The organism is Mesorhizobium sp. C120A (assembly GCF_030323105.1).
GTDB lineage: Bacteria > Pseudomonadota > Alphaproteobacteria > Rhizobiales > Rhizobiaceae > Mesorhizobium.
Map to the genome: position 1 here is coordinate 242,562 of NZ_CP100476.1, position 13,195 is coordinate 255,756.

The window sequence follows — 13,195 nt, forward strand, 5'->3', positions numbered from 1 at the left end:
TCCCAACCCTGGGGGGATCATGACACGCAGGCACTTCGTTCTCTTGCTGGCGGCGCTTTTTCCATGTGCGTTGCCGGTCCATCAATCCGTAGCCAAGACCTTGGTCTACTGCACCGAGGTTAGCCCCGATACGTTCGATCCCGCACTCGCCTCCGGATCCCGCGACGCCTCGGCCACCGCTCTCTACAACCGCATGGTCGAGTTCGAGCCCGGCACCACCAAGGTGCGCCCCGGCCTTGCCGAAAGCTGGGAGATTTCCGACGACGGCCTCACCTACACATTCCACCTGCGGCACGGCGTGAAGTTCCACAGCGTCGAGGGTTTTACGCCGAGCCGCGACTTCAACGCCGATGATGTGCTGTTTACCTTCGACCGGCAGGCCAACGCGCAGAACCCGTTCAACAATTACGCCAAACGCCAGTACATTTACTTCGACGGCATCGGCATGCCGGATCTTGTCGCCGGTTGGCGCAAGCTTGACGACCATACTATGGTGATGAAGCTGAAGGCGCCGCATTCGCCGATGCTTGCCGACCTGGCGATGGATTTCGCTTCGCTCGTTTCCAAGGAATATGCCGACAAGCTCGTCGCAGAGAAGCGGCTTCTCGACTTGGCGCTGAAGCCGGTCGGGACGGGTCCGTTCCAGCTTGTCGACTACCAGCAGGATGCAGTCATCCGCTACAAGGCCAATCCGGACTACTGGCGCGGCAAGCCGAAGATCGACGATCTCGTCTTCGCCATTGCCACCGATGCCAGCATTCGCATGGAAAAGCTGCGCGCCGGCGAATGCGATCTCATGCCCTATCCAAATCCGGCCGACCTGGAGGCGATCAAGGCGACGCCCGGAATCAAGGTCATGCGGCAGGAGGGCCTCAATACGGGATACCTCGCCTTCAACACCTTGCAGAAGCCCTTCGACGATCCAAGGGTGAGGAAGGCGATCGCCATTGCCATCGACACGCAGGCGCTGGTCGACGTCGTATTCCGCGGCACCGGCGAAGTCGCACGCAATCCGCTGCCGCCAACCTCCTGGGCCTATGACAAGACGAGCCCCGATCATGTCTTCGACCCCGCTGCCGCTAGGCAGGGGCTCGCCGATGCCGGCGTAAAAGACCTGCACATGAAGATCTGGGCGATGCCGGTGCAGCGTCCGTATAACCCGAATGCGCAGCGTATGGCCGAAATGATCCAGTCCGACCTGGCAAAGATCGGTGTCACCGTGGAAGTCGTGACGTATGAGTGGACTGAATACCTTGCCCGCTCGAAGTCACGCGACCGCGACGGCGCCATGCTGTTCGGCTTCACCGGCGACAATGGCGACCCCGACAACTTCCTGTCGGTGCCGCTTGGCTGTGCCGGCGTCGGCACCACCAATCGTGCCAACTGGTGTTTTCCGGCCTTCGACGATCTGCTCAAGCAGGCAGCCGGGATCGTCGATCCCGCTGCCCGCGCAAAACTCTATTCGCAGGCGCAAACGATCTTCAGGGAGCAGATGCCGTGGGTCGCTATCGCCCACTCCGTGGTCTCGATCCCGATGCGCGAACAGGTGACGGGCTATGTCATGGACCCCTTTGATCACCACGATTTCTCGGGCGTCGATATCAAGGAATAGCGTTCGGTGTCTGCCGCAGATCTCGATGTCTATGTAGAGAGCCTGCGCAATTTCCGACTGGTGCGGAGCTATTGCATCGCGCAGTTACTGCCTTACCTGGAACAGGCTGGATTGAAAGTGCGCCTGCTCGACCGGCCGGCCGGCCGAGATCGGGCGCCGGTGGCCTTTCTGCATGTCGACCTGACAATCGTGCCGCCAACGTACCGCGGTCTCGGCCACCTCTACGACCGCACCATCAATGGCCGCGCGCTGTCCATCCACCGGCACCTTTATTCGACACTGAAGCTGGAGGCCGGCGACAGCCACAAGGGGCCGGTTGTCGTCAAGACGGTCCTCAACTCCAGGGGCCGACCAGAGCAGCGCTGGTGGCAGCATCGCAACGGCCTGACCAGGAGCGCGCATGCCATCCGCAAGCTCTTCGAACCCGGCTACAAGGACCGCCTGTGCCCGCCCTATAAGGTCTACCAGACGATCGGCGAGGTTCCGCGGGATGTATGGCGCAACAATCGCCTGATGGTGGAAAAGTTCGCTTTCGATACGCTCGACCTGCCCATCGTCAAGCACCGCTACATGTTCCTGCTCGGTGCCGAGGTCAACATGCGGCAGGTCTACGACGATGTGTTGTGCGCCGGCTCAAAAATCCTGAGCAATGAGGTGGGCGGCGCCGTGCCACCGGAAGTGCTGGCGGTGCGGCAGCGGCTCAACCTGGACTTCGGCGCCATCGACTATTTCATTGTCGATGGCAAAGGCGTTGTCGTGGATGCCAACAAGACCGTCGGCTCAAACCCTGAATGGCTGAAGAAAAACCGCTTTCGTCGGGAATTCAACGATCGCATGGCTGAGGAACTGATCGCCTTTGTCCGCGGTTGAGCCGGATCACCAGATCCAGTCGCCCTTGCCCAGCACCGACACCGCTTCGACGATACGGTTGAAGCTGGCGCGGGCCCGGCCGACCGTGTGCCTGGCCCGGAGATAGCCATGCACCAGCCCCGGCTCCTCGGACCAGCTGGCGTGTCCGCCTGCGGTAAGGATGCGGTCGCGGTAGGCCTCGCCGTCGGACGACAGCGGGTCGCATTGCGCGGTGATCAGCACGGTTGGCGGCAGTTTGGTGAAATCGGTGTCGGCGAGCGGCGACAAGGTGATGTCACCAGTACCGTCAGCGCCGCCGGTGCGGATGTGCTTGTAGAATTCGAGATCGCGCATGGTCAACATCGGTGCTTCGGCGTGCGCGACATACGAGCCCTTCGAACGGTCGCCGCCGAGGCCCGGATAGATCAGCACCTGGCCGATCGGCTTTTTGGCATGGCCACGCGTTGCGTGAGCAACAGCCGCGCAGAGATTGCCGCCGGCGCTGTCGCCGCACAGCAGAATAGGGCGGTCGTAGGTTTTGGCTGCCCATTCGAAGGCACGTAAAGCATCGTCGAAAGCGGCCGGGTGCAAATGCTCCGGCGCCAGCCGGTAATCGATGGAACCCACCTCGTAACCGGTGCGGGCGCAGAGCTCGGCGCAGACATCGTCATGGCTGTCTAGGCCGCCGAGGATGAAACCCCCGCCATGGATGTAGAGCACCATCGCCGCCGTGTTCGGGGTAGCGCTGCGATAGATGCGGATCGGGATGTCGTGTGATCGGTTGGCAATGAAAGTCGTTTCCGCCGTCACACCATTGGGATAGCCGGCAAAGAACTCGCGGCACATCCGGTCATAAATCGCACGCTGCTGGGCGATGGTGTAGTCGATCGTATCGGGCGGGTAATAGGAATTGGTCCGCTCGATGAAGGCCCAGGTCTCGGCATCGATGAGGGTTTTGTAGTCGGTCATGCAGCTCCTTTACCTCCCCCTTGATGGGGGAGGTCGCCGCGAAGCGGCGGGTGGGGGTGGTGGCGCATCACCCCACCCCGGACCTTCGGTCCGACCCTCCCCATCGAGGGGAGGGTAAAGAGGCTACTTCCCCTTCCACACCGGGTCGCGCTTCTCCGCAAACGCCCGGAACCCTTCCATACCGTCCTCGGAGCCATAAAGCGCATCGACCGTCGCCAGTTGCCGGCGCGTGACGCGGTTCATGGCATCCTGGAAGGTCAGCGCCTCGGCCACCCGCGCCGTCTCCTTGATCGCGGCAAACACCAGCGGCGGGCCGCTGGCCAGTAGCCTTGCGACCTCCCAGACGCGGTCTTCAAGCTTTTCCTTGGGCAACACTTCGTTGACCAGGCCCCAGCGATGCGCTTCCGCTACATCCATCCAGCGGCCGGTGAGCAGCAAGTCCATGGCGACATGATAGGGAATGCGCTTCGGCAGCTTGATCGTCGCGGCGTCCGCTAGCGTGCCGGCGCGGATTTCGGGCAGTGCGAAGGAGGAGTGGTCGGAGGCGAAAATGAGGTCGCAGGACAGCGCCAACTCGAAGCCGCCGCCGACCGCCATGCCGTTGACGCAGGCGATGACCGGCTTGTTCATGTCGCGCAGCTCCTGCAGGCCGGCAAAGCCGCCGACGCCATAGTCGCCGTCGACCGCGTCGCCACCGGCGGCTGCCTTCAAATCCCAGCCGGCGCAGAAGAACTTGTCGCCGGCGGTCTTGACGATGGCGACGCGCAATCCGGGATCGTCGCGGAACGCCTTGAAGGTCTCGCCCATCAGCCGCGAGGTCCTGAGGTCGATGGCGTTGGCCTTGGGCCGGTCGAGCGTGACCTCGAGGATGGTGCCCTCGCGGCGGGTCGAAATGACGTCAGACATTCTTCTTCTCTCCCAGCACCAGCAGCGCGTCGGCGATCCAGGCGCCCTTGCCCTCGGCGCAGACGATCAGCGGATTGATGTCGAGTTCCTCGATCTCTCCGGCATTCGTCTGCACGAAGCCGGCAATGCCCGCGATGGCGTCGATGGCAGCGCCGATATCGGCCTTGGGCCGGCCACGATAGCCGTCGAGCAGCGGAAACAGTTTGAGGCCACGCAGGGCGGCCTCGATGTCGTCGCGCGTCGCCGGCAGCATCAGCGTGACGCTGTCGCGCAACAGCTCGACCAGCACGCCTCCGGTGCCCAGCGTCATGACCGCGCCGAACATCGGATCGCGGGTGAAGCCGACGATCAACTCGGCAACGCCGTCGCGCACCATGCGCTCGACATAGAGGCCGGTGCCGAGCGGCAGCAGATCATGCGCCGCCGTGCTGACCGATTCGGCGTCTTTCAGATTGAGCCGCACCGCGCCGACTTCCGACTTATGGGTGACGCCGAGCGCCTTCAGCGCCACCGGGAAGCCGAGCGCCATCGACGAAATCACCGCCTCTACGGCGTTAGCGGCACGTTCTGCCTTCGGCACCGGCAAGCCGGCCTTGATCAGCCGCGCCTTGGCTTCGGCCTCGTCAGGGGTGACATGATCGCCGCCGGCAGCACCTGCAGCCGACGTGTCGATCGGCTGCGCCTGCGGCTCGGCCCAGGCCCAGCCGATGAAGGCCGCCGCGCCTGCGGCATCCATGGCCTCGGAAATACCGAACAACGGCACCATGCCGCGCGCCATCAGCTCGGCGGTGTATTCCTCCGGCAGGTTCTCCGGCAGCGACGAGACAATCGCGCCATGCGCCTTGTTGGTCTTCAGCGCCGATTCGAAGGCGCGCAGCGTCGCCCACCAGTCGGTGACCGAGCAGCGGTCGGGGCGCGGGAAATCGAGCACCAGCATGTTGAGGTCGAAACCGCCCGACACCATGGCGGTGAAGGTGGCGGTCATCGCCGGTTCGTTGTTCCAGATGAAGGTGTGATAGTCCAACGGGTTGGCGACCGCGACCAGCGGCCCGAGCGTCGATTTGACATGGGCGCGGTGCTTGCTGGTGAGCTCCGGGAAATTGACCCAGCGGCCTTCGGCGCTGTCGGCCATGACAGAGGCTTCGCCGCCCGAGCAGCTCATCGATGACAGTCGATAGCCGGGCAGTGGTCCTGTGACATGCAGCAGCTTCAGCGCCTCGATAAAGGCGGGGATGGAATCGACGCGCGCAATGCCGAGCCGCCGCAGGAATGCGCCCGAGGCAGCGTCCGAGCCAGCCAGCGATGCCGTGTGCGAGACCGTCGCCTGCCGCGCCTGTTCGGAGCGGCCGACCTTCATGGCGATGATCGGCTTCTTCAGTTCGCGCGCCCGCGCCGCCAGCTTCTCGAAGCCGGCTACCGAATCGAAGGCTTCGATGTGCAGGCCGAGCGAGGTGACGCGCTCGTCCTCGATCAGGCCGAGCGCCATTTCGGAGAGGCCGGTCTGCGCCTGGTTGCCGGCGGTCATCAGGAAGGCGATCGGCAGGCCGCGCTTCTGCATCGTCATGTTGATGGCGATGTTGGAGGACTGGGTGATGATGGCGACGCCCTTGGCGCCTTCGGGCAGCCTGATGCCGCCATGCTGGTCGGGCCATAGCAGCGCGCCATCGGCATAGTTGATCAGGCCGTAGCAGTTCGGCCCGATGATCGGCATCTGGCCCGCGGCAGCCACCAGTTCGGCCTGCAGCCGCTCGCCGTCATCGTCATAGGCCTCGGTCTCAAGAAAGCCCGCGGCAAAACAGACGGCGCCGCCGGCGCCACGCTTGGCCAGCGCCTTGATCACCTCGATGGTGAGATGCCGGTTTACGCCGACAAAGGCGGCGTCGGGCGCCCCGGGCAATTCGGCGACCGAGCGATAGGCCTTGCGGCCGGCGACCTCGTCCTTGTTCGGATGCACCGGCCAGATTTCGCCGACAAAGCCCATCTTGATCGATTGGGCGACGACGGCGGCGGCCTGGGCCCCGCCGAACACCGCGATGGATTTTGGGCGCAACAGACGCTCAAGCTTGTGCATGGGTTATGCCCCGAACGGGCGCAGCAGCGCCCGCGAAATGATGTGGCGCTGGATTTCCGATGTCCCTTCCCAGATGCGCTCGACGCGGGCGTCGCGCCAGATGCGTTCCAGCGGCAGGTCGTCCATCAGCCCCATGCCACCGTGGATCTGGACGGCTTCGTCGGCAACGAAGGCGAGCATTTCGGTAGCCTTCAGCTTCGCCATGGCCATGTCCTGATCGGTGACGGTGCCCTGATCGTACTTCCAGCCGGCTTCGAACACCATCAGGTCCGCCGCCTTCAATTCCGTCGCCATGTCGGCGAGCTTGAACGACACGCCCTGGAACTTGCCAATCTGCTGGCCGAACTGCTGGCGCTGCGCCGAATATTCGATGGCATGACCGAGCGCCCGCTCGGCGCGGCCGAGGCAGGTGGCGCCGACCTGCAGGCGCGTGGCGCCGAGCCAGGAATTGGCGACGTCGAAACCCTTGTGCACTTCGCCGAGAACTTGGGCTCCCGGCAGGCGGCAATCGTCGAATTCGAGGATGGCATTGGTGTAGCCGCGATGCGAGACGTTGCGGTAGCCGTCGCGCACGGTGAACCCCCTGGTGCCCTTGTCGACGAAGAAGGCGGTGATCTTCTTGCGCTTGCCGCGCGGCGTTTCTTCCTCGCCCGAAGCCATAAAACAAATCGCGAAATCGGCGAGATCGGCATGGGAGATGAAATGCTTGGTGCCGTTAAGGACCCAGTCGTCGCCGTCCTGCACCGCGGTCGCCTTCATGCCTCGCAGGTCGGAGCCGGCGCCGGGCTCGGTCATCGCCAGGCAGTCCCACTTCTCGCCGCGGATGCACGGGAACAGGTACTTTTCGCGCTGCTCGGGCGTGCCGGCGAGCAGGATGTTGGAGGGGCGCGCGACGCAGGTCCAGTGCAGCGCATAGTTGGCGCGGCCGAGTTCCTTCTCGTAGAGCAGCCAAGTCACCGTATCGAGGCCGGCGCCACCGACATCGGCCGGCATGTTGGCCGCATAGAGCCCGGCTTCGATTGCCTTGACCTTGATCTCCTCGATCAACTCGCGGCGCAGCACGCCGGTGCGCTCGACCTCGCGTTCATGCGGGTAAAGCTCATTCTCGACGAACGCGCGCGTCGTCTCGACAATGAGCTTCTGTTCCTCCGAAAGACCGAAATCCATGGTCCTCAGCCCTTCTTCTTTTTCTTCGGCTTTTCCGCCTTCTTCACCGGCTTCGATGCCTTGGCCTTTTCTGCGGCCCTGGATGCGGCCGGCTTCTTCGCCGCCAGCTTGGCCAACTGCCTGGTATAGTCCTTGTGCAAGGCGCCGGCGCCCCAGCCCTTGCCTTTGTTCTGTTTCGACAGAGCATCCATGATCGCGACCAGATTGTCGTCGCGGATCTTTTCCAGTTCGCGGATCGACAGGCCGTGCGCCTGGTCGTCCGACTGGGTGGCAATAAGATCGACCAGCTCGTCGTTGAACTCCGGCACGTCCATAAGCTTGGTCCACGGCCATTTCAGGCACGGCCCGAACTGCGCCATGAAGTGGCGCATGCCGGCTTCGCCGCCGGCGACGCGATAGACCTGGAACATGCCCATCTGCGCCCAGCGCAGGCCGAAGCCATAGCGCATGATGTCGTCGAGTTCCTCAACGGTGCAGATGCCGTCCTTGATCAGCCACAGCGCCTCACGCCAGGCCGCTTCGAGCAGGCGGTCGCCGACAAAGGCCTCGATTTCCTTGCGGATCACCACCGGCTTCATGCCGATCGAGGCATAGATTTCCTTGGCAACCTCGATCGCTTCGGGGAACGTCTGCTCGCCGCCGACGATCTCGACCAGCGGCAGCAGGTAGACCGGGTTGAAGGGATGTCCGACAACCAGACGCTCCGGATGCTTCTTCATCGCGACCTGCATGTCGGTCGGCTTGATGCCGGAGGTAGACGAGCCGACTATGGCGTTCGCCGGCGCATAAAGGTCGATCTCGGCCAGCACGCGGTGTTTGAGGTCGAGCCGCTCCGGCACGCTCTCCTGGATGAAATCGGCATCGGCCACCGCCTCGGCGATGGTCTTGGCAAAGGTCAGTCTGCCTTCCCTGGGCAGGCCGCCGGGAACCATCTGCCTGTAGGCGCGGCGCGCGCCCTTCATCACTTCCGAGACCTTGCGCGACGCTTCCGGGTCCGGATCGAAGATCGACACATCGATGCCGTTGAGCAGCAACCGCGCCACCCAGCCGGCGCCAATGACACCGCCGCCAATGGCGGCTGCCTTGTTGATGATGCTCATGGTCAGGCTCCGGTTCTTGTCGTGGCGGTTTCGGGGTCGATGAGAGGCACGCGCTCGCCGACGCGGATCACGGAGGGGTCGTAGGCCTTGCGGGCGAAGACTTCGAGCACGAACTGGCGGAAGAATGCGATCGGCAGCGTGTCGTAGTCCGGGTCGAAGCTCGACTGGTCCCAGCGTTCGCAAAACTGGTCGCAATCGTCGAAATAGGCATGGCCGGCGAAGCGGTCGCGAGCATGGCGGTTGCCGCCGAGATGATGCGCGTAATAGAGCCGCTGGAAGTCGCCATGCTTTTCCACCACCCAGGTGCATTGCTCGCGCACGAAAGGTTTCAGGATCGAGGCGGCGTATTCGTCGTGATTGTACGGTGCGTAGATGTCGCCGATGTCGTGCAGCAGCGCGCAGGCGATCCAGTCGGTGTCGGCGCCGTCGCGCCAGGCACGAGTCGCCGCCTGCAGCGAATGGCCGAGCCGGGTGATCTTGTAGCCGGACAGGCCTTCGTCGAGCTGCACCAAAGCGTCGAGCAGCCGCTCGCCGGTCCTGGCGGCATAGTCGATCTCATGGGCGGTCAGGAACTCATAGTCTTGCCTGTCGCCATCCTTCATCGCAGTGAATTTGACGGTAGCCATGATCCGCTCCCGTCTTAAGCAGCCGCTGCGATCGGCGCCCGCTTGGTGAGGTTGAGCTTCCTGCGCACTTCCTCCGGCCCCAAAATCCTGGCGCCGAGATTGGTGACGATGCTGGCGGCGCGCTCGACCAGCTGCGCATTGGTGGCCAGCACGCCCTTGTCGAGCCAGAGATTGTCTTCGAGACCGACGCGGACATTGCCGCCGGCGAGCACTGCAGCGGCTGCATAGGCCATCTGGTTGCGGCCGATGGCGAAGGCCGACCAGTTCCAGGTCGACGGCACGTTGTTAACCATGGCCATGAAGGTGTTGAGGTCGTCCGGCGCCCCCCACGGCACACCCATGCAGAGCTGCACCAGCGCGTCGGGATTCAAGACCTTTTCTTCGACCAGCTGCTTGGCGAACCAGAGGTGGCCGGTATCGAAGGCTTCGATCTCCGGCTTGACGCCGAGCGCCGTCATCATGCCGCCCATTGCGCGCAGCATGCCGGGCGTGTTGGTCATGACATAATCGGCCTCGGCGAAGTTCATGGTGCCGCAATCCAGCGTGCAGATTTCCGGCAGGCACTGGCGCACATGTTCCATGCGGTTGGTGGCGCCGCCCATGTCGGTGCCTTTTTCATTGAGCGGCAGCGGCGCTTCCGGTGAGCCGAACACCATGTCGCCGCCCATCCCGGCGGTCAGGTTCAGGATCACATCGACTTCTGCCGCGCGGATGCGGTCCGTCACTTCGCGGTAGAGATGGACATCGCGGCGCGGCTTGCCGGTCTCGGGGTCGCGGACATGGCAGTGGACGATGGCGGCACCGGCCTTGGCCGCATCGATCGCCGAATCGGCGATCTGCTTGGGCGAGCGTGGCACATGCGGGGAGCGGTCCTGCGAGCCGCCGGACCCGGTCACGGCACAGGTAATGAAAACCTCACGGTTCATCGCGAGCGGCATGGACATCTCCTCCCCATAGAACAGACCCTAACAATGACCGACTTGCCGGAAACTGTTTTGCAATTTACGAAGCTCTCGTGATCAAAAGCGAAAAACCGACCATCTTTCGCGCTGAGCGATCGCCGCTCAAGGTGACGCTGCTGGTGTTTTCAGGCTCGTCCATCATGTGCGTGGCGTCGACCGTCGACCCGCTGCGCGCCGCCAACCGCATCTCAGGCGAAACGCTGTTCGATTTCAAACTGGTCTCGGTCACCGGCGAGGCGCCGGTCACCACATGCGGCCTGCCGGTGGCGGTCAGGGGCCGCTTCGATGCGGCCGAGCCGACCGACGTGCTTGTCGTCGTCGCCGGCTTCGGCACCCAGAATTACGCGACATCGGCTCTGCTTTCCGGATTACGGCGAGCAGCCCGCGCGGCTCGCGCCTGCGGCGGCGTCGAGGCCGGCACATGGCTGGTGGCGCGCGCCGGCCTCCTCGAAGGCCGCAGCGCCACCACCCATTGGGAAGACATGGAGGATTTTTCCTCCGCCTTTCCCGGCGTCGACGTGCGTCCGGACCGCTACGTCATCGACGGACCGGTCTTCACCTCGGGCGGGGCGTCGCCGACCTTCGACCTGATGCTGCATCTGATCCGCACCCGGCTCGGCATGGCCGTCGCGCTCGATGTCGCCAGCGTCTTCATCTACGACCAGGCGCGCGCCGCGACCGACGCGCAGCCGCTGGTCTCGCTCGGCCGGCTCGACGGCTACGACCCGCGTCTGGCGCAGGCTATCCGGCTGATGGAATCGCATGTCGACCAGCCGCTGACCATCGACGCGGTGGCAAAACGCGCCGGGGTGACGGCGCGGACATTGGAGAGCATTTTTCGCAAGTCGATCGGCGAGACGCCGGGCGCATATTATCTCAGGCTGCGGCTGGGCGCGGCGCGGCGGCTGGTGGTCGACACGCGGATCGCCATGGCGGATATTGCCGGGCGGACGGGGTTCTCGTCCGCCGCGGCATTTTCCAGAGCGTTTTCAAGAGCGTTCGGCGAAGCCCCGGTCAGGCTGCGCCGAGGTTGATGCATGTCGCCCAAAAGTGTGTCGCGGTTTTGGGATTACGACATGCACAGACAAAGGGAGATCAGGCTGCGTTCTGTCGATCGCTGCCGGCGTCCATCTGCGAGCGCATCTGCCTCGCCAGACGGACTTCAAATCGGCTGCTGACAGCACGATCCCATTCGTTTTTCACGCTGTCGGTCGGCCGCGGCAGCGCCATCAGCCGGTCGATGATCGATCCGGTCTCGCCGGATGAGAGCAGGGCGTCGATTTCGCGTTCATGCTGCATATCGGTTCGCCTCCTTCCTTTTCACCCGCCACAACCGCATCCTTATACGAGATACGTGACGGCAGTTTGAAGGCAAGAGCGAGGTCATTGAGGGGCGCCAAAGGGCAAACCCTTGTCGTCGGATAGGGTCTTGCGCAAACCCCATTCCGGGGCGGCCGGAATGTTATCCAGCCACCCTTGAGCACAACGAATCGGCTTTCCGCCCTCAGACGTAGCGGTTGACGATGTTTTCCAGCAACTCCTGGCGGCCGGAGCGTGGCTGCGGCTCGATCTTCTTCTTCACCACGCGCTCGGCGATGTCTTCCAGCGAGCGCTTGCCCGACAGCATCGCCTTGCCCTCGGCCGTGTTCCAACCGGCATAGCGCTCGGCCAGCGGACCCGACAGCGCCTTGTCCTCGACCATCTTGGCGGCTGCCTTGAGGCCTCGTGCGCAGGAATCCATGCCGCCGATATGGCCGATCAGCAGGTCCTGCGGGTCGAGCGACTGGCGGCGCAGCTTGGCGTCGAAATTGGTGCCGCCGGTCTTGAAGCCGCCGGCCTGCAACACCTGGTAATAGGCCAGCGCCATCTCGGGCACATTGTTGGGGAACTGGTCGGTGTCCCAGCCCGACTGGTAGTCGTTGCGGTTCATGTCGATCGAGCCGAAGACGCCGAGCGCATTGGCCAGCGCCAGCTCGTGCTCGAAGGAATGGCCGGCAAGAATCGCGTGGCCCTGCTCGATGTTCAGCTTCACTTCCTTCTCCAGCCCGAAGCGCTTGAGGAAGCCGTAGACCGTGGCAACGTCGTAGTCGTACTGATGCTTGGTCGGCTCCTGCGGCTTCGGCTCGATCAGGATCGTGCCTTTGAAGCCAATCTTGTGCTTGTAGTCGACGACGAGACTGAGGAAGCGCCCAGCCTGCTCCTGCTCGCGGGCAAGATCGGTGTTGAGCAGCGTTTCATAGCCCTCGCGCCCGCCCCACAGTACATAATTCTCGCCCTTCAGCCGCTTCGTGACGTCGATGCAGCTTTTCACCGTCGCCGCCGCATAGGCGAAGACATCCGGATCGGGATTGGTGGCGGCGCCCGACATGAAGCGGCGGTTGGAGAACAGGTTGGCCGTGCCCCAGAGCAGTTTGACGCCGGTCTTCTTCATCTTGGCGGCAAAATAGTCGGCGATCTCGTCGAGCCGCGCGGCACTTTCGGAGAAATCCTTGCCTTCCGGCCGCACGTCGGCGTCGTGGAAGCAGAAATAGGGCGCGCCGAGCAGCGAGAACATCTCGAAGGCGACGTCGGCTTTCAGCTTGGCCATTTCCATCGTGTCGACGCCGCCAGCCTTGGGAAACCAGGGCCGGTCGAAGGTCTGGCCGCCAAAGGGATCGCCGCCCGGCCAGGCGAAAGAATGCCAGTAGGCGACGGCGAAGCGCAGATGGTCTTCCAGCCGTTTGCCGGCCACCACCTCGTCGGGATTGTAGAAGCGGTAGGCCAGCGGATTGGTCGAATCCGGCCCCTCATACTTGATCGCTTTGATGTCGCCGAAAAATCCGCTGCTCATGATTTCTGTCCTCTCTCGAATAGTTCGCCCTGATTACCTCAGGCGTAATTGGTTTCGCTCTCGCTCGGGGTGAAAAGGCTCGTGTCAAAGCCACTCAACGAAG

The 13,195-nt window shown here is 63.6% G+C and carries 12 protein-coding genes; 3 read left to right on the forward strand and 9 right to left on the reverse strand.

The window, feature by feature from the left end:
* The first annotated feature begins 19 nt into the window (after window positions 1-19).
* Window positions 20-1,612 carry an ABC transporter substrate-binding protein gene (locus NL532_RS01140; protein ID WP_023696926.1) on the forward strand — a complete coding sequence of 531 codons (1,593 nt, stop codon included), beginning with the start codon at window positions 20-22 and terminating at the stop codon, window positions 1,610-1,612.
* Window positions 1,613-1,618: 6 nt separating this feature from the next.
* The gene (locus tag NL532_RS01145) at window positions 1,619-2,482 is read left to right on the forward strand and encodes a hypothetical protein (protein ID WP_023696925.1); all 864 of its coding nucleotides are present in this window, start codon (window positions 1,619-1,621) and stop codon (window positions 2,480-2,482) included.
* 6 nt (window positions 2,483-2,488) lie between these two features.
* On the opposite strand, the gene NL532_RS01150 is transcribed toward NL532_RS01145, so the two are convergent.
* The 7 genes from NL532_RS01150 to bcoG form a co-directional block, all read right to left on the reverse strand.
* A complete protein-coding gene (locus NL532_RS01150; RefSeq protein ID WP_023696924.1) occupies window positions 2,489-3,430 on the reverse strand; it encodes an alpha/beta hydrolase in 942 nt (313 codons plus the stop codon).
* A 123-nt stretch (window positions 3,431-3,553) separates the two neighbouring features.
* Entirely contained in the window at window positions 3,554-4,336 is a 783-nt protein-coding gene (locus NL532_RS01155; protein ID WP_023828612.1) for a carnitinyl-CoA dehydratase, read from the reverse strand.
* Entirely contained in the window at window positions 4,329-6,407 is a 2,079-nt protein-coding gene (locus NL532_RS01160) for an acetate--CoA ligase family protein (RefSeq protein ID WP_023828613.1), read from the reverse strand. Before NL532_RS01160 ends, NL532_RS01155 begins: the two co-directional genes overlap by 8 nt.
* 3 nt (window positions 6,408-6,410) lie before the next feature.
* Window positions 6,411-7,574, reverse strand: a complete 1,164-nt coding sequence (locus NL532_RS01165) for an acyl-CoA dehydrogenase family protein (protein WP_023736236.1) — start codon at window positions 7,572-7,574, stop codon at window positions 6,411-6,413.
* 5 nt (window positions 7,575-7,579) lie between these two features.
* Complete coding sequence (locus NL532_RS01170) at window positions 7,580-8,674, reverse strand: carnitine 3-dehydrogenase (protein ID WP_023828614.1); 1,095 nt, start codon at window positions 8,672-8,674, stop codon at window positions 7,580-7,582.
* Window positions 8,675-8,676: 2 nt separating this feature from the next.
* Complete coding sequence (locus tag NL532_RS01175) at window positions 8,677-9,300, reverse strand: HD domain-containing protein (RefSeq protein ID WP_023738057.1); 624 nt, start codon at window positions 9,298-9,300, stop codon at window positions 8,677-8,679.
* A gap of 14 nt (window positions 9,301-9,314) precedes the next feature.
* A complete protein-coding gene (gene bcoG / locus NL532_RS01180) occupies window positions 9,315-10,238 on the reverse strand; it encodes a 3-dehydrocarnitine:acetyl-CoA trimethylamine transferase BcoG (protein ID WP_023668863.1) in 924 nt (307 codons plus the stop codon).
* Between the two features lie 77 nt (window positions 10,239-10,315).
* On the opposite strand from bcoG, the gene NL532_RS01185 reads away from it, so the two are divergent.
* The gene (locus NL532_RS01185; protein ID WP_023668864.1) at window positions 10,316-11,296 is read left to right on the forward strand and encodes a GlxA family transcriptional regulator; all 981 of its coding nucleotides are present in this window, start codon (window positions 10,316-10,318) and stop codon (window positions 11,294-11,296) included.
* 61 nt (window positions 11,297-11,357) lie between these two features.
* Here the strand turns inward: NL532_RS01185 and NL532_RS01190 are convergent, their stop codons facing one another.
* Window positions 11,358-11,561: a hypothetical protein gene (locus NL532_RS01190; RefSeq protein WP_023668865.1), complete on the reverse strand. Its 204-nt coding sequence runs from the start codon at window positions 11,559-11,561 to the stop codon at window positions 11,358-11,360.
* 205 nt (window positions 11,562-11,766) lie between these two features.
* Window positions 11,767-13,092, reverse strand: coding sequence for a xylose isomerase (xylA, locus tag NL532_RS01195; RefSeq protein WP_023816371.1), 1,326 nt, complete (start codon window positions 13,090-13,092; stop codon window positions 11,767-11,769).
* Window positions 13,093-13,195 lie beyond the last annotated feature (103 nt).

Excerpts from the sequence above, each read along its gene's own strand:
- xylA (WP_023816371.1), bottom strand. The coding sequence starts at position 13,092 with ATGAGCAGCGGATTTTTCGGCGACATCAAAGCGATCAAGTATGAGGGG.
- NL532_RS01190 (WP_023668865.1), bottom strand. The coding sequence starts at position 11,561 with ATGCAGCATGAACGCGAAATCGACGCCCTGCTCTCATCCGGCGAGACC.
- NL532_RS01140 (WP_023696926.1), top strand. The coding sequence starts at position 20 with ATGACACGCAGGCACTTCGTTCTCTTGCTGGCGGCGCTTTTTCCATGT.
- bcoG (WP_023668863.1), bottom strand. The coding sequence starts at position 10,238 with ATGCCGCTCGCGATGAACCGTGAGGTTTTCATTACCTGTGCCGTGACC.
- NL532_RS01160 (WP_023828613.1), bottom strand. The coding sequence starts at position 6,407 with ATGCACAAGCTTGAGCGTCTGTTGCGCCCAAAATCCATCGCGGTGTTC.
- NL532_RS01170 (WP_023828614.1), bottom strand. The coding sequence starts at position 8,674 with ATGAGCATCATCAACAAGGCAGCCGCCATTGGCGGCGGTGTCATTGGC.
- NL532_RS01150 (WP_023696924.1), bottom strand. The coding sequence starts at position 3,430 with ATGACCGACTACAAAACCCTCATCGATGCCGAGACCTGGGCCTTCATC.
- NL532_RS01165 (WP_023736236.1), bottom strand. The coding sequence starts at position 7,574 with ATGGATTTCGGTCTTTCGGAGGAACAGAAGCTCATTGTCGAGACGACG.
- NL532_RS01175 (WP_023738057.1), bottom strand. The coding sequence starts at position 9,300 with ATGGCTACCGTCAAATTCACTGCGATGAAGGATGGCGACAGGCAAGAC.
- NL532_RS01155 (WP_023828612.1), bottom strand. The coding sequence starts at position 4,336 with ATGTCTGACGTCATTTCGACCCGCCGCGAGGGCACCATCCTCGAGGTC.